The sequence below is a fragment of the Streptomyces bauhiniae genome, from assembly GCF_004784475.1.
Classification (GTDB): Bacteria; Actinomycetota; Actinomycetes; order Streptomycetales; family Streptomycetaceae; genus Streptomyces; species Streptomyces seoulensis.
In genome coordinates this window covers 155453-171992 of sequence record NZ_SRRT01000004.1, presented here as the reverse complement: position 1 = coordinate 171992, position 16540 = coordinate 155453, and the positions used below count along the sequence as shown (strand labels likewise).

Here is a 16540-nt window from a genome sequence, read left to right as displayed (position 1 = left end):
CTGCATGGACGCCGTGCCACGCGCGGGTGCCGGGAGGCCCTCGTCCCCGAGGTGGGCGGGGGCCCGGCCGGGCGGGGTGAGGCCGCCCGGTTCGAGCAGCCCGCCCCACTCCGGTCCGTCCCGGAAACCGTCGCCGTCAGCGGCGGGCATACTCGCGGAAGCCCCGGCCGGTCTTGCGGCCCAGGCAGCCCGCCGCCACCAGGTGCTCCAGCAGCGGCGCCGGGGCGAGACCCGGGTCGCGGAACTCGCGGTGCAGCACCTTCTCGATGGCCAGCGAGACGTCCAGCCCGACCACGTCCAGCAGTTCGAACGGGCCCATCGGGTAGCCGCCGCCCAGCCGCATCGCCGCGTCGATGTCGTCCAGGGTCGCGTAGTGCTCCTCGACCATCTTGACCGCGTTGTTCAGGTACGGGAACAGCAGCGCGTTCACGATGAAGCCGGCGCGGTCGCCGCAGTCCACCGGGTGCTTGCCGAGCCGGGCGCAGACCTCGCGGACGGTGGCGTGGGTGTCGTCGGCGGTGAGCACCGTGCGCACCACCTCCACCAGCTTCATCGCCGGGGCCGGGTTGAAGAAGTGCATGCCGATCACGTCCTGCGGGCGCGAGGTGGCGCGGGCGCAGGCGACGACGGGCAGCGAGGAAGTGGTGGTGGCCAGGACCGCGCCCGGCTTGCAGACCTTGTCCAGCGCCTGGAAGAGCTGCCGCTTGACGTCCAGGTCCTCCGCGACGGCCTCCACGGCCAGATCGACGTCCGCGAACGCCTCGTAGCCGCCCGCCGGGGTGATCCGCTCCAGCATCCCCGCCGCCGACTCGGCGGTCAGGCGGCCCTTGGCGACCGAGCGGTCCAGGGACTTGCCGACCCGGGCCTTGGCGGCCTGCGCCTTCTCCTCGCTGCGGGCGGCCAGGATCACCTCGAACCCGGCCTTGGCGAACACCTCCGCGATGCCGGACGCCATCGTGCCGGACCCGGCGACGCCCACCGAGCGCACCGTACGGCCCGGTGACGCGGCGCTGCCGGACGCCGGGGTGAGGGCGTCCGGGACGGTCTCGGCGCTGCCCGGAGCCGCGTAGGTGTAGAAGCCGCGGCCCGCCTTGCGGCCGGTCAGGCCCGCCTGGCTGAGCTGCTTCAGGATCGGCGCCGGGGCGTGCAGCCGGTCGCGGGACTCGGCGTACATCGCCTCCAGGACCCGGCGGGCGGTGTCCACACCGATCAGGTCCAGCAGGGCGAGCGGGCCCATCGGCAGACCGCAGCCCAGCCGCATCGCCGCGTCGATGTCCTCGCGGGAGGCGTAGCGCGCCTCGTACATCGCGGCGGCCTGGTTCAGATAGCCGAACAGCAGGCCGTCCGCGACGAATCCGGGGCGGTCGCCCACCGCGACCGGCTCCTTACCCAGTTCGAGTGCGAGGTCGGTGACGGCGGTGACGGCCTGCGGCGCGGTCAGCACCGAGGAGACGACCTCCACCAGCTTCATCGCCTGCACCGGGTTGAAGAAGTGCAGGCCGAGGACGCGCTCGGGGCGCTCCGAACCGGCGGCGAGCCGGGTGACGGACAGCGCGTTGGTGCCGGTGGCCAGGATCGCCTCCGGCCGCACCACGCGGTCCAGTTCGGCGAAAATCTGCTGCTTGATCTCGTACGACTCCGGGGCCACCTCGATCACAAGGTCGGCGTCGGCGGCCGCGGCGAGGTCGGTCGAGGTGGTGACCCGGTCCAGCAGGGCGGCGCGCTCGGGCTCGGTGAGCCGGCCGCGCTCGACGGCGCGGGCGGTGGAGCGCTCCAGCGCCTGGACGCAGGTGGCGGCCTGGGCCGCGTCGATGTCGATGCCGACCACCGTGCGGCCGGCGCGGGCCAGGACCTCGGTGAGACCGGTGCCCATGGTGCCGAGGCCGACCACGGCGATCGTCCGCAGCGGGGAGGGAGGGGTGTGGGACAGGGGAGTGGCCATCGCGGAACTCCAGGAAGAGTGGTGACGACGAGGAACGCGCGGCACGCGTGAGGACGCGTGCCGAAACGCGGGATGCGGGTGTTGCCGGGCTGCGAAGCGCACACGCCCGGTGCCGTCGTGGCGGGCGCGCACACGCCCATGACGGTCCAACTTGCCGACCGGCCCTGTCCCGGAGCCGGGTCGTGCTCTCGACGGTTGCGTCACCAGACCGTCGCCAGCCGAAGCGCGAGTGGGTAACTCGCTCGTCTGAGCTTAACCAGTGAGTAACGAGCGCGCCAGTCCCCGGCGCGGATCTCTCGGGGCGTCGGCTCAACGGCCGCGCAGCAGCGCGCTGATCTCCCGTTTCAGGAACGCGTCCTGGCAGAACTCGAAGTGGTCCACCCGGCGCAGATCGAAGACCTGGCGGATGCCCCGCTGCCGGGCCCGCGCCACCACGTCGTTGAAGCGCTGCTCGAAGTGGAGCGAGAAGTAGACGCGGGTCAGGTCGCTGATCGCCCGGACCCGCTCCAGCCGCTCGAAGAACAGCTCGTACCGCCCGTCAGGCTCCCAGTAGTCCAGCAGGTCGGCCGCGTAGCGCTGGACCTGGCCGAGGTCCTTGCCGCTGATCTTGTGCAGGTACTCGCAGAAGTTCTGGAACTCCACGATCTCCGCCGGGATCTGCGCGATCCGCTTCAGCTCCGCGAGGGGATGCTCCGGGTTGAGCCGGGCCACCTTGCTGGAGATGACCATCGTGGAGTGGTTGATGTTCGGGTCCAGCAGCAGCATCGACCGTATCTTGGGCTGCCGTTCGGGATGGTCCCGCCACAACTCGGCCAGCCGGAACAGCAGATCGCACCCGACGGAGAACCCGACGAGCGTGAGCCGCTTGTACGGGTACTGCCGCTGGAGGTTGTTGAGGGCGCCGCTGATGAGGTCGGCGTGCAGGGCCATGCCGATCGGACGGTACCGGTGGTCGCGGGTCTCCTCCACGTTGTGGCCGAACAGAGTGATGGCGACGGTGTGCTGCCGGGCGACGTTCATGAACGGGCGGAAGTCGTCCGCGTCCAGCCCGAGACCGTGCAACAGCACGACGAGATCACCGGATTCGGCGCCGCGTTCCAGGTACCAGAGCTGGCGGCCGATCACGGCGTCGTCCGAGGGAAGGTCCTCCTCGAAGTCGTCGGCGTGGATGTCGAAGAAGTTGCGGACCACCTCCCGGCGCAGCTCGCGCCGCCGCTCGGTGAGACCGCGCGCCCACCAGGCCAGCGAGAAGACACCGGCGACGGCCAGCGTCACCAGCGTGCCGCCCGCGACGACATGGCTCCACGTCCAGGCGATCAGCGCCCGCGCCTCGTCGCTGTAGATGCCGATGGCCGACCCGGTCAGGCCGCCGGCCAGCGTCAGGGCCAGCTTGTGCCGGGCCACGAACGCCGCTGTCCGCTCCATCAGCACTGAGCTGTGGATCATCCGAACCCCCGTCCCCGCCGCGTCCCGCCGCGACGGACCCCTCACCCCGCCAGGACGCCCATACCCGGCCGGACCGTCACGTCCCCCATGCAGTGCGCGTCCGACACATCGGCCACATGCAGGGCCTCGGTGCTGCCGTCGACGTAGGCGTGGACCGAGCAGCCCATCCGGGCCAACCCGTGGCTGGGGTCCATGACCAGCAGCAGGCCCGGCCGGTCCAGCGCGCCCAGCACAGTGTCGATCACCCGCCGCCTGACGTCCTCGGCGTACTGGTAGAGCACGAAGGTGCAGGTGGCCACGTTGATCCGGGCGGACGTCAGCGCGTCGGCCAGCGCCCGCACGTCCAGCAGGTCGAGCGGGCGCAGCGGAACGTCGTACCGGCCCGCCGTCTTCGCCTGGTCGAGGGACCAGAGGACCTCTCCGAACCGCCGCTCGTAGTAGTCCGAGGGGCCGTGGCAGGCGCGGACCCACTCCAGGGTGGGCAGCGGGGGCCGGTCCACCCCGCAGACGTACTCCAGCGGGATGCGCCGGAACGGGGGAGCGGCCGGGTGCCAGTGCAGGTCCGGGGCGAAGCGGTCGAACACCGGCTCCACGTTCAGCTGGCGCGGCAGCAGCCCGATGCTCGTGCCCAGGTCCATCAGCCGGACCCGCTCGATGCCGCGCGCCTGCGCGAACGCCCCGATCACCAACTGCGGGACCAGGAAACGCCGTGCGCCGGTGTACGAGTTGGAGTGCTCCGCCATCAGCCGGGTCAGCTCCGCGCGCCGCTCCGCCAACAGCCCCGCGAGCAGCCGGACCCGGACCGGCAGCGGTGTCTTCGCGTCGAACACCTCCGAGGGGCCGCCGTCGTGCAGCGTGTGGTGCTGGACGGCGATACCGAGCAACGTGATGGCATGCGCGTCGGTGATGTACGGCCGCTTGAGCCACACCTCCGCCAGCAACGCGTCCAGCGCCGTGGGCCCGTCGGCCGCGGCCACGCCGGCCAGGCCCTCGTGGAGGACCGCCCAGCCGTGATTGCCCTGCTGGTGGCGGAGCATGTCGGTGAGAGCCGCGCGCAGCGACTCCCCGCGGGTGGAGGTCACGAGGCGGTCACTCCTTCGGGGACGGCGGGGCATGCCTCGCGCTCCGACTGCCGCGTGTGGGCGGGCTGCCGCGTGTGCGCGGGCGCGAGGCCCCGCAGGGTGTGGTGCTCCGCGAACCGCTCCACCGTGCCGTACACCTCCGGCGGTACGCCGAGACGCTTCAGGCCGGACAGCGCCAGGGTCATCGTCTCCCGTGCCAGCGCGGCCAGTTGGGGGTCGGCGAGGCCGTGCCGGGCCGCGTCGACCCAGTCCCGGCGGGTGGGGGCCAGGGAGCGCGCGGCGACGACGGAGGCGGCCGCGTCGGACGTCGGCTCGTCGTCCAGCAGCGCCGCCACCACGGCGAGCGGAACCATCCAGTCGTCGCCCTCCTGCGCGTCGATCATGCGGAGTTCGAGATGGCCGCAGGCGCGCACGGGCGGGACGAGGGACTTCAGGTGGTGGAAGACGTCGGTGGGATGCACCGCTCCCGGTCCGGCCCCGCGCAGCCACCCTCTCAGGGTCAGTCCGGCGGGCGCCGGGTCCCATGCGGCGGGGCTGTCTAATGGCGCGGTCCGGCGGACGCCGACCACCTGGGCGTCGAGCGCGTACTGGGTCCAGGTCTCGCGCGGATCACCCTCGCAGGGCAGCGGGCCGGTGCGGAACGGGTCCGTCCTGAAGCGCAGCGACTGACGCCCGGAGGAGTCGGACAACGCACCCTCCCTCCCGTGTGGGGCGGGAGAGTTGGCGAACATCGCCATCAGGGCCGGGCCCAGCGAGTTGGCGAGCAGCCACCGCCGGGACCGGCCGCGCCAGCCGGCCGAGCCGTCGCCCGCCTCCACGTTCACCTGCACCGACGCGGTGTTGCACAGCAGCGTGTCGCCCTCGTGGCCGAGCCGGGCGTAGTAGCGGCGCAGCGCCTGATAGCGGGGGAGGGGTACGGAGAAGCACGGCGGACGGGGGTCCAGGCCGGCGCCGAGCAGCCGGGCACCCGCCGCGCGTGCCCGGTCCCGGAGTACGGCGACGTCTGCCGCGACCGCCGTCACGCAGTCGGAGACGGAGTCGAACGGGGCGCCGCTCAGCTCCAGTTGGCCGCCCGGCTCCCAGGAGATGCGGCTGCCTCGGGGTAGTTGATCCCCGAGCAGGCAGGCGAGACGCAGCGACTCCGCGCTGTCCGCACGGCGTGAGGCGTCGCCCAGGGGGAGGACGAACCACTCCAGTTCCACCCCGATGCGGCCCACTCGGCCCCGGCACATCGAGTGATCGAAGATCAGTGCTGCCGCCTCCGGCTCGCTCAAGGCGTCGTCCAAAGGAGCACGCTCCCCCCAGCCCTAGTGATCACCCCGACATGGATGGAACGGCCGTACGGGAATCCCTCAAGCTCGGAATCATTTCTACCCGCGGCCGTCGGGCATGAAGCTTGCGGTAAACGATGCGGCCGGAAAGTTCCGATTCCTGCGATGTCGGAACGGGTACTGGACTAGGGTCTGTCGTCACCGGAAGCCCTTTCCGCGCCCATCCCGTTCAAGAGAGTGGCCGATTCCATGGCAACCCTTCTGTCTTCTCTGCCTTCGGGCAGCTTGACGTACAAGAGTTTCGGACAGCTCAGCTATCTGGAACGTGTGGCCGATTCGCCCACTGTGACGGTGTTCTTCCACGGCCTGGGGCTGGACGCGACGGATTATCAGGGGTATCTGGAGTCGCACGAAACGCATGGAATCGCCGTCAACCTGGCGGGTTACGCACCCCGTGCGACGGACCATCTCTCACCCGTGCCGGTGCGGCAGCACGTCGAGATGGTGGCCGCCCTGGTGCGCAGGATCGCGCGCGACCAGCCGGAGAAACGGATCGTTCTCGCCGGGTTCTCGCTCGGCGCCGATCTGGTGCTGCAACTGGCCGAGCACTGGATGTCGAGCCCCGGCGAGTGGCGCCCCCCGCTCCAGGGCGCCCTGCTGCTCGACCCCAATGTGAATCGGTCGACGATGACCATCTCACGGCTGTTCGCCGCCGCCGACCGGCGTGATCCGCTTCCGGCGCTGAAAAAACTGGTCGAACTGGCACCCGATCTCGACGGATTTCGATCCTTGTGCACCTATGCGAGCAGAATCGCGGCGAAGGACTTCGGTCAGGTCCGGCAGTTGGCGGACGACATGATGCACTACTGGGAACCCGCCGGATATGATCAGTTCGGTGCCCGAGTGGCACGTGTGGTCGAAATCGCGGACAGCGTGAACATCGTGCTCTCCGCCGACTATCAAGAACATCTGTCCGGAATGGAATCCGCCGTTCAGGGGCAGGGTGCCGACACCGCGCGGGTCTCCTTCCATATCACCGAACTCGATCATTTCGGTCTCATCGGTCCCAGCGTTCTCCAGCGGCAGCTCAAGTCCCTCGGCAGTGACTGACCGGCACGCGGCGCCGTACGCGATCGCCGATCGCCTGCGCCAGGAGTCACGGGGTGCGGCGGCGCTGGAGCGGCTGCTCGGCACCGGGGACCTCGATGAACTGGCGCAGGTACTGACCGCGCCCGGACAGCCCCTGTGGGCCCGTGAGTTGGCCGCCTATCGGCTCGGAGTCGCCGGGGACCGGCGGGCGTTCGAGTCTCTGGTGCTGCTGCTCAATCACCGGGACCCGCCCCGGTGCGCGGCGGCGGCCGAGGCGCTGGCCGTGCTCGGGGACCCGCGTACCGCGCGGGCGGCCGCCGCGCTCGCCACCAATGAACTCCGGGTCGCCTACGCCCTCCAACCGGTGCGTCTCCTCGTCCGGTTGCGCGCGCCCGAGTCGGTCCCCGCACTCATCACCACTCTCGAACGCCGCCTCCGCCCCCACGACCCCTACCGCCGGGTCGCCCTCGCCTGCGTGGAGGGCCTCGGTACCCTGGCCGACCCACGGGCGAAGCGAGTGCTGACCGAAGCCCTCGCCCATCCGCCCCTGGCGGCGGCCGCCGTGACCGCGCTGGGACGCATCCCGCGTCAGCAGCAGCGGAGTTGAGACCTGGCGTACCGCACCTCCGGCACCGATGTGCCGTCCTCGGCGCCGTCCGGGCGGAAGCCGGCTCGCTCGTAGAAGCTCCGGGCGCGGGTGTTGTCCCGCAGGACCCAGAGCAGTATGCGCGGGTGGGCGGTGCTGCGGGCGAGGGCCTCGGTGAGGAGGGTCCGGCCGATGCCGGTTCCGATGTGCGCGGGGTCGGCGTAGAGGGCGTACAACTCGGCGTCCGGCGTGCGGGTTTCGCCGTCCCGGTACGGTCCCACCGAGGCCCAGCCGACGACCTGGCCGGCGCGTTCGGCGACCAGATGGGTGGTGGGGTCGTCCGGGCGCGTGAAGTGGGCCCGGCGGCGCTCGGCGTCGGCCTCGGCGCTCAGTCCGTCGAGGTCCGCCTGCGGCATCAGCCCCCGGTAGGCGTGCCGCCAGCCGGTCACGCGGATCTCCGCCACGCGGTCGCAGTCGGAGAGGGCCATGGGGCGGATGGTGAGGGTGTCCATGGCGGGGAGCGTAGAGAGCGGCACCGGCCGGGCGCCCCCGGATTTTCCGGTGCCCGCCGGAAGTGGCGGGCACCGGTGGGGGGTTCAGTGGCGGAAGCCCAGGAGGCCGTGGAGGGTCGAGCCCTTTGAGGCGGCGGGGGCCGTCTTGGCGTCCAGGGGCTTCGGGGCGGGGGACTTGGCGCAGACCGCGTCCACTTCGCCCCGGCCGCGGGGGACCGTGCCGTCGGTGAGGTAGGCGGTGAGGTGGTCGTCCAGGCAGGAGTTGCCGGTCAGGGTGATGCCGTGGTTGCCGCCGCCCTGCTCGACCACCAGGCTGGAGTGGGCCAGGAGGCGGTGGGTCATCACGCCGCCCGAGTACGGGGTCGCCGCGTCGTCCGTCGCCTGGAAGAGCAGGGCCGGGGGGAGCTTGCCGTTGGCGATGTTGACCGGCTCGCGCGGGGGCGTGGGCCAGAACGCGCACGGCGCGTTGTACCAGGCGTTGTTCCAGGTCATGAAGGGCGACTTGCGGTGGGCCGCCCAGGTGTCCCGCGACCAGCGGCGCCAGTCGCGCGGCCAGGGCGCGTCCCGGCACTGCACGGCCGTGTAGACGCTGTAGTTGTTGTCCCCGCCCGCGTCGACGGCGGCGAAGTTCTCGTACGCCTGCTCCAGCGGCCCGGTGTCCTTGTCGTGCACCCAGGAGGCCAGCGCCTCGGCGAGGTAGGGCCAGTAGCCGTCGTAGTAGCCGCCCGGCATATAGGTGTCCTCCAGCTCGGCGGCACCCACTGTGCCGTCCGCCGGGTCCTTCGCCAGCGCGGCCCGCAGCGCGTACCAGTCGGCCTCGATCCGCGCGGGGTCGGTGCCCAGGCCGTACGCCTCGTCGTGCGTGGCGATCCAGGCCATCAGGGCCTTGTGGCGGGCGTCGAAAGCGTGGTCCTGGGTGAGGTTGTCCTCGTACCAGACGCCGGTCGGGTTGACGATCGAGTCCAGCACCAGCCGGTGCACCCGCGCCGGGAAGAGCTTGGCGTAGACCGCGCCCAGGTAGGTGCCGTAGGAGTAGCCGAGGTAGCTGAGGCGGCCGGCGCCCAGGGCCGCGCGGACCGCGTCCAGGTCACGGGCGGCGGAGACGGTGTCGATGTACGGCAGCACGTCCGCGTGGGCCTTGCCGCAGGCGGCGGCGAAGGACCGCACCCGGTCCAGGTTCCGCCGCTCCAGCTCGGGTGTGGCCGGGACGGTGTCCGGGCGTACCGGCGTGAAGTGGTCCGGTGCGCAGTTCAGCGCCGGGGTGCTCTTGCCGACGCCGCGCGGGTCGAAGCCGATGACGTCGTACTGCGCGGCCACCGTCGCGGGCAGCGCGGAGGCGATGTACCCGGCGAGGGTGAGCCCGCTGCCGCCGGGGCCGCCGGGGTTGACCAGCAGCGGTCCCTGGGACGTCTTGGCGGTGTGCGGGACGCGGGACAGGGCGAGCGAGATCTGCCGCCCGGCCGGCCGGGCGTGGTCCAGCGGGACCTTCAGGGAGGCGCACTGGAGGGTCGGGTAGTCGCCGGTGCCGCAGTCCTTCCAGGTCAGGCCCGGCGCGGCGGGGGCGGGGGCGGCCTGGACGGGCAGGGCGGTGGCCGAGGCCGCCAGCAGGACGGCCGTCGCGCCCAGCACGGCTGCGCGTGTTCTCATGCGTGGCAACTCCACGGGACGGAGGATGGCGCGGACCGCGAGGGCCGCGGTCCTCGCGGCATCGTCCCTGCAATCCCCGTCCCTTGAGCCCGTCCGCCCCGCACTTGACCCGAACGGGTCGCCGGATGCCCTCGAACGCGCTCACATCAGGGTGAGCTGCGTCGGTTCCGGCTCCGCCGGCCGCTCGTCGCTCCGGGCCGGGCGGATGCGCCGGGTGGCGCCCGCGCGGGTCGGCCCGATGCCGTACTCCCGTGCCAGCTCGTGCACCTGGCGGGTGACCCGGCGCTGGTACCAGGTGGGGGCGTAGGAGCCGCCCGCGTACAGCCGCTGGTAGCGGGTCACCAGGTGCGGGTGGTGCTCGGCGAGCCAGCTCATGAACCACTCCCGCGCGCCGGGCCGCAGATGCAGCACCAGCGGGGTCACCGAGGTGGCCCCGGACTCCGCGATGGCGCGGACGGTGTCGCGCAGTTGGGCTGGCTGGTCGCTGAGGAAGGGGATCACCGGGGCCATCAGTACCGCGCAGCCGATGCCGTGCTCGCCGAGCGTGCGCACCACGTCAAGGCGCCGCTCGGGCGCCGGGGTGCCCGGCTCCACCGTGCGCCACAGCGCGGCGTCGGTGAAGCCCACGGAGACCGAGATGCCGACGTCGGTGACCTCGGCCGCGCGCACCAGTTGGTCCAGGTCGCGCAGGATCAGGGTGCCCTTGGTGAGGATGGAGAAGGGGTTGGCCCGCTCGGTGAGGGCGTCGATGATCCCCGGCATCAGGCGATAGCGCCCCTCCGCGCGCTGGTAGCAGTCCACGTTGGTGCCCATCGCCACGTGCTCCCCGCCCCAGCGCGGCGAGGCGAGCTGGCGGCGCAGCACCTCGGGCGCGTTGACCTTGACCACGATCTGCGAGTCGAAGCCGAGACCGGTGTCCAGGTCCAGATAGCTGTGCGTCTTGCGGGCGAAGCAGTACACACAGGCATGCGAACAGCCCCGATAGGGGTTCACCGTCCACTCGAACGGCATCCGGGACGCGCCCGGCACCCGGTTCAGGATCGACCGCGCCCGCACCTCGTGAAAGGTGATGCCCTTGAACTCGGGCGTGTCGAAGGTACGGGTCACCACGGCGTCCGCGCCGAACAGCGCGCCGTCGGGGGTCCGGCCGTGACCACCGGACTCGTCGGTCAGGTTCTCCCAGCGCATGACGCCTCCTCGGTAGCTCGTTCCCCACAATAGAACATCTGTTCCCATGATCGGGCGGACCCGGATTTGGAGCCGGGATGCCGGGGTGGTTGGCTGATCCGAAACGCTGGAGACACAGGTCCTGGAGGAGAGCGATGGCGCAGGTCGAGGCCACTACGGAACGAGTCGTCGCGGCGAACGCCGACAGGGTGTTCGACGCGCTGACCGACTACCGGACCACCCGCCCGAAGCTGCTCCCCGAGCACTTCAGCGAGTACGAGGTCCGCGAGGGCGGCGACGGCGCGGGCACCCTCGTCCACTGGAAGCTCCAGGCCACCAGCAAGCGCGTACGCGACTGCCTGCTGGAGGTCAGCGAGCCGACCCCGGGCGAGCTGGTCGAGAAGGACCAGAACTCCACCATGGTCACCACCTGGCGCGTCACGCCGGCCGACGAGGGCCGCTCCCGTGTCGTGGTCACCACCACCTGGAAGGGCGCCGGCGGCATCGGCGGCTTCTTCGAGCGCACCTTCGCCCCCAAGGGCCTGGGCCGCATCTACGACTCGGTGCTCGACAGGCTCGCTGCCCAGGTCGAGAGCTGATCTCTCCAAACACCGGCCGGTGCGGGGGGCGTTGCTCCCCGCGCCGCTCCCCTCACCGGTTCGAGTGATCTCCGCCGAGACCGGATTCATGCCGTAACTCGCCGTATGTGTTCGCAGTTGTCGCGTAACGCGGGATGTGCGACAGGTGTGAGCGAGGGGAGCGGTACGTGGGCGGAACGACGCTGGTGTGCGAGGAGCCGGTCACCGAGGCGGTGCCGGCTCCGGTCGAACACCTGGACCCACCACCCGCACCGGAACCCGAACTCGGCGCGCGCCAGGTGCGGTTGGTCTTCGTCGGGCTGATGCTCGCGCTGCTGCTGGCCGCGCTGGACCAGATGATCGTGGCCACCGCGCTGCCGAAGATCGTCGGCGAGCTGCACGGCCTGGACAAGATGTCCTGGGCGATCACCGCCTATCTGCTGACCTCCACCATCGGCCTGCCGCTCTACGGCAAGCTCGGTGATCTCTTCGGCCGCAAGGGCGTCTTCCAGTTCGCCATCCTGGTCTTCGTGGTCGGCTCCGCCCTCGCCGGGCGGGCGCAGAGCATGGACCAGATGATCGCCTTCCGCGCGGTGCAGGGCATCGGCGCGGGCGGCCTGATGATCGGCGTGCAGGCGATCATCGCGGACATCGTGCCGCCCCGGCAGCGCGGCCGCTACATGGGCCTGATCGGCGCCGCCTTCGGCCTCGCATCCGTCGCCGGACCGCTGCTCGGCGGCTACTTCACCGACCATCTCTCCTGGCGCTGGTGCTTCTACATCAACGTCCCCTTCGGCCTGGTCACCCTCGCCGTGGTCGCCGTCGTGCTGAAGCTGCCCCGGCCGAGGAAGCGGGCCCGGCTGGACGTGCCCGGCGCGCTGCTGCTCGCCGCCGCCTCAACCTGCCTGGTGCTGCTGACCAGTTGGGGCGGGACCGAGTACGCGTGGGACTCGCGCGAGATCATCGGCCTCGGCGCGGGCGCCGTCGCGGCAGTGATCCTGTTCGTCGTGGCGGAGCGTTTCGCCGCCGAACCCCTCATCCCGCTGCGGCTGTTCAGGGACTCGGTCTTCAACATCACCGGCCTGGTCGGCCTGGTGATCGGCGTCGCCCTGTTCGGCGCGGCCAGCTATCTGCCGACCTTTCTCCAGATGGTCGACGGCGCCAGCGCCACCGAGTCCGGGCTGCTGATGCTGCCCATGATGGCGGGCATCGTCGGCGCCTCCATCGTCGGCGGCCAGCTCATCAGCCGCACCGGCCGCTACAAGGTCTACCCGGTGGCCGGGGCCGCGCTCGCCGCGCTCGGCATGTGGCTGCTGTCCCGGCTGGAGACCGACACCCCCCGGCTGTCCTACAGCGTCTGGATGGCCGTCCTCGGCACCGGCATCGGCCTGGTCATGCCCGTCCTGGTGCTCGCCGTGCAGAACTCCGTGCGCCCCGCCGACCTCGGCACCGCCACCAGCGCCAACAACTACTTCCGGCAGATCGGCGGCAGTGTCGGCGCCGCCATCTTCGGCACCCTCTTCGCCGACCGGCTCACCGACGCCCTGCGCGAGGACCTCCCGCCCGACGCCTCGGCCGCGCTGCCCGACCCCGAGGCGATCACCCCGCAGCTCGTGCACGCGCTGCCCCCGGCGCTGCGGGACGCCTACATCCACGCCTACGCCGACGCCATGCCCCGGATCTTCCTGTACCTGGTGCCGGTGCTCGTACTCGGCCTGATCATCGCCTTCTTCCTCAAGGAGAAACCCCTGGTGTCCCAGCACGCCCCCCTCGCCACCGACCCGGACACCGTGCCGGGCATCCCCGTACCGCCCCAGGCCCGCGCGCCGCACACCGCCGGGATCGCGGTCTGCGGCACCGTCCAGCACCCCGACGGCACCGTGGTGCCCCGCGCCGCGCTCACCCTCATCGACGTCGGCGGGGTGCAGATCGGCCGCGGCGCCAGCGGCGACGACGGCCGCTACGCGCTGGCCACCCCCGGCGCCGGCTCCTACGTGCTCATCGCCGCGGCCGGCGGCCACCAGCCGCAGGCCGTCTCCGTCACCGTCGGCGAACGCCCCGTCGAGCTGGACGTGGTCCTCGGCGGCGCCGGACGCCTCGCGGGCGCCGTGCTCACCGCCGACGGCAGCCCCGTGCGCGACGCCACCGTCACGCTCACCAACGTGCACGGCGAGGTCGTCGCCGCCACCCGCAGCGGGCGTGAGGGCGGGTACGTCATCGGCGAGCTGGTCGCGGGGGAGTACACCCTGGCCGCCAGCGCCCCCGCCTTCCGCCCGGCCGCCCTCCCGGTCACCGTCCAGGCGTCCCGCGAGACCCGGCAGGACGTCGAACTCGCGGGCGGGGCCGTACTGAAGGGCACCGTCCGGGCCGGGGGAGGGCGCGCCGTGGAGGACGCGCGGGTGACCCTGCTCGACGCGGCCGGGAACGTGGTCGACACCCTCACCACGGGTGCCGACGGCACCTTCCGCTTCGTCGACCTCTCCTCCGGCGAGTACACCGTCATCGCGGCCGGCTACCCGCCGGTCGCCACGGTCCTCCAGGTCGCGGGCGGCGGCCGCACCGAGCGTGACCTGCAACTGGGGCACGAGGACTGAGGGTTACCGGCCCTCTCGGCTCAACGGCGATCTGCGGACACGGAATTCACGGTTTGCCACACATGGCGACGTGACTCCCCCGTACCGTAGTGGCGGGCGGCATTGATCGTTCGCGTACTGCCGTGGGGAGAGAGGGCCTGGGCCATGGACCGTGGCAGCGAGCGGGACGTGTCTCCCGGCCGCGGTGCGGAGGACCCCGCGGCGGGCCGGATTCCGCTGGCCGTGGTGATCGTCGACCGCGCGGGCCTGGTGTCCCACTGGAGCAGCGGGGCCGGGCGGTTGTTCGGCCCCGGCCGGGAGACGGCCGTCGGGCAGCCCGTCGCGGACCTGCTGCCCGTCTCCGGCGCCCTGCCGGACGACCTCCAGGAGGACACGCCCGACGACGGGGACGGTCCCGACCTGGAGACCTCCCTCAGTGCCCACACCGGTTACCCCACCGCAGGGCGCGCCCGGCTCACCCCGCCCGGACGCGGGGACGACGAGCGGATCGACGTGCTGTGGTGGGCCTACCCGCTGGTCGGCCCTGGCCCCTCCCGGCTGCTGGTGCTGGCCGCCGACGCCACCCGGCTGCGCGCGGCGCGCGGTCACCCGGACGAGAGCACCGAGCGCATCGCGCCCGGCTTCGCCCGCCACACCGAGCTGCCCACCGCCGCCGACCTGGAGCGCAGGCTCCCCGAGATCCTGCCCAACATGGGCCCCGGCCTCAGCGCCCGCATCGTCTCCCAGGTTCTCGAACTCGGCTATCCAGTGCTGGAGTTCAGCCAGTACGAGCGGGTCCCCGTCACTCCGTACTGGGGGGTGCCCCGGCGCCCCGGCCGCTCTGACAGCGTTGTCCCGCACCCCCGCGGCGAGCCCCTGATACCGGCCGACGCCCCGGCCGACCTGGAGTACGCGGCGGTACGGGAGCGGCTGGAGTTCCTCAACGAGGTCAGCTCCGCCATCGGCACCTCCCTCGACCTCGGGGAGACGATCCGCGAGGTCACCAGCGCGGCCGTACCCCGGTTCGCGGACTTCGCCGGCACCCATCTGCGCTCCGCCGTCCTCGCGGGCGAGGGCTTCCCCGACGGGCCGCCCGACGCCAGCACCCTGATGCACCGGGTCTGGGTCGAGCACAACGACGAACCCGGCCGCTGGGACGACACCGTGCCGGTCGGCGAGGCGTTCGCCTTCCCCGAGCACACGCCGTTCTACCAGTGCATGGTCACCGGCGAACCGGTCCTCATCCCGAGGATCAGCGACGAACTCGGCGACCGGATCTCCGGCGAGTTCGAGAAGCGGGACCTCCGCCCGCTCATCAACGGCCGTTCCCTGCTGATCGTCCCGCTCAAGGCCCGCAATGTGGTCCTCGGCTTCATGGTGCTGCTGCGCCGCGCCGACCGGCTGCCCTTCGACGGCATGGACCGCACCACCGGCGCCGAACTCGCCGCCCGCGCCGGGCTGGTGCTCGACAACGCGCGCATGTACACGTACCAGGAGAACGTCGCCGAAACCCTCCAGGACAGCATGCTGCCGCAGGTCACCCCGCGCATGGCCGGGTGCGACGTGGCGACCCGCTATCTGCCCGGCACGCTGCTCGGCCGGATCGGCGGCGACTGGTTCGACACCGTCAAATTGCCCGGCTCGCGCACCGCGCTGGTCGTCGGTGACGTGATGGGCCACGGCCTCAACTCGGCCGCGATGATGGGCCAGTTGCGCACCGCCGTCCAGACCATGGCCGCACTGGAGACTCCGCCCGCCCAACTGCTGCGCAACCTGGACGATTTGGCGCGTCGGCTCGGCGAGAACTACCTCGCCACCTGTCTCTACGCCGTCTACGACCCGATCCGCGGCGAGCTGCGGGTCGCCAACGCCGGGCACATCCCGCCCGTGCTGGTCCGCGCGGCGGACGGCGGCAGCGAACTGCTCGAACTCCCCACCGGCGCGCCCATCGGCGTCGGCGGAGTGCCCTTCGAGGCGACCACGGTACGGGTCGCGCCCGGCGACCGGCTGGTGCTGTGCACGGACGGCCTGGTCGAGGTGCGCGGCTCCGACATCGGGGAGGGGCTGGCCGCGCTCTGCGAGTCCGCAGCGCACCCGGCCGCCTCGATGGACGCGGCCTGCGACACCATCATCCGCGCCCTCAACACCCGTGGCGGCCGCAAGGACGACGTGGCCCTGCTGATGGCCCGGCTCAACGGCATCCCCGACGACCACGTGGCCCAGTGGCACCTGGAGTCCGCCCCGCGCGAGGTCTCCCGCGCCCGGCACCTGGTCCGCGAGCGCCTGCTGAAGTGGGGGCTGCCGCAGGCGGTGGACACCGCGCTGCTGCTGGTCAGCGAGGTCGTCACCAACGCGGTACGGCACGGCGGACCAGGCCCCATCGGGCTGCGCGTGGTCCGCGCCGGGGACCTGCTGTTCGAGGTCACGGACGAGGAGCCGGAGCTGCCCGACATGCGCACCGCCGGGCCGGACGACGAGGCGGGCCGGGGCCTCGGTGTGGTCAGCCGGCTGGCGAAGGAGTGGGGCGCCACCACGAGCGGGCACCGCAAGACGGTGTGGTTCGAGCAGGCGCTGATCCCGTAAAGGTGCCCTTGGACCCCTTGTCGGAGGGCAGTAGGCGCGATATCCCGATCATGGCACCGACCCC

12 protein-coding genes are annotated in these 16540 nt (G+C 72.0%); 5 read left to right on the top strand and 7 right to left on the bottom strand.

Going from position 1 to position 16540, the window contains the following annotated elements:
* Positions 1–136 precede the first annotated feature (136 nt).
* The 4 genes from E5083_RS14735 to E5083_RS14720 form a co-directional block, all read right to left on the bottom strand.
* Positions 137–1942: a 3-hydroxyacyl-CoA dehydrogenase family protein gene (locus tag E5083_RS14735; protein ID WP_135786142.1), complete on the bottom strand. Its 1806-nt coding sequence runs from the start codon at positions 1940–1942 to the stop codon at positions 137–139.
* Between the two features lie 309 nt (positions 1943–2251).
* On the bottom strand, positions 2252–3388 hold the full coding sequence (locus tag E5083_RS14730; protein ID WP_135786141.1) for an alpha/beta fold hydrolase: 1137 nt from the start codon (positions 3386–3388) through the stop codon (positions 2252–2254).
* 41 nt (positions 3389–3429) lie between these two features.
* Positions 3430–4470: a hypothetical protein gene (locus E5083_RS14725; protein ID WP_135786140.1), complete on the bottom strand. Its 1041-nt coding sequence runs from the start codon at positions 4468–4470 to the stop codon at positions 3430–3432.
* Complete coding sequence (locus tag E5083_RS14720; RefSeq protein ID WP_135786139.1) at positions 4467–5756, bottom strand: glutamate-cysteine ligase family protein; 1290 nt, start codon at positions 5754–5756, stop codon at positions 4467–4469. The genes E5083_RS14725 and E5083_RS14720 overlap by 4 nt, the downstream gene beginning before the upstream one ends.
* A gap of 234 nt (positions 5757–5990) precedes the next feature.
* Between E5083_RS14720 and E5083_RS14715 the strand changes: the two genes are divergently transcribed.
* A complete protein-coding gene (locus E5083_RS14715) occupies positions 5991–6851 on the top strand; it encodes an alpha/beta fold hydrolase (RefSeq protein WP_135786138.1) in 861 nt (286 codons plus the stop codon).
* Positions 6844–7437, top strand: a complete 594-nt coding sequence (locus E5083_RS14710) for an adenylosuccinate lyase (protein ID WP_135786137.1) — start codon at positions 6844–6846, stop codon at positions 7435–7437. Before E5083_RS14715 ends, E5083_RS14710 begins: the two co-directional genes overlap by 8 nt.
* Here E5083_RS14710 and E5083_RS14705 read toward each other — a convergent pair.
* From E5083_RS14705 to E5083_RS14695, 3 genes are all read right to left on the bottom strand, one after another.
* Positions 7419–7928 (bottom strand): GNAT family N-acetyltransferase, encoded by a 510-nt coding sequence (locus tag E5083_RS14705; protein WP_135786136.1) that lies wholly within the window; start codon positions 7926–7928, stop codon positions 7419–7421. The genes E5083_RS14710 and E5083_RS14705 overlap by 19 nt on opposite strands.
* 84 nt (positions 7929–8012) lie before the next feature.
* Positions 8013–9575, bottom strand: coding sequence for an alpha/beta hydrolase (locus E5083_RS14700; protein ID WP_135786135.1), 1563 nt, complete (start codon positions 9573–9575; stop codon positions 8013–8015).
* Between the two features lie 141 nt (positions 9576–9716).
* Positions 9717–10763 (bottom strand): Rv2578c family radical SAM protein, encoded by a 1047-nt coding sequence (locus tag E5083_RS14695; RefSeq protein WP_135786134.1) that lies wholly within the window; start codon positions 10761–10763, stop codon positions 9717–9719.
* A 134-nt stretch (positions 10764–10897) separates the two neighbouring features.
* On the opposite strand from E5083_RS14695, the gene E5083_RS14690 reads away from it, so the two are divergent.
* The 3 genes from E5083_RS14690 to E5083_RS14680 all read left to right on the top strand — a co-directional run bounded on the left by E5083_RS14690 (position 10898) and on the right by E5083_RS14680 (position 16476).
* The gene (locus tag E5083_RS14690; RefSeq protein WP_135786133.1) at positions 10898–11341 is read left to right on the top strand and encodes an SRPBCC family protein; all 444 of its coding nucleotides are present in this window, start codon (positions 10898–10900) and stop codon (positions 11339–11341) included.
* Positions 11342–11508: 167 nt separating this feature from the next.
* Positions 11509–13914, top strand: coding sequence for an MFS transporter (locus E5083_RS14685; protein WP_135786132.1), 2406 nt, complete (start codon positions 11509–11511; stop codon positions 13912–13914).
* Between the two features lie 144 nt (positions 13915–14058).
* Positions 14059–16476, top strand: a complete 2418-nt coding sequence (locus E5083_RS14680) for an ATP-binding SpoIIE family protein phosphatase (protein ID WP_135786131.1) — start codon at positions 14059–14061, stop codon at positions 16474–16476.
* The last annotated feature ends 64 nt before the right edge of the window (positions 16477–16540 follow it).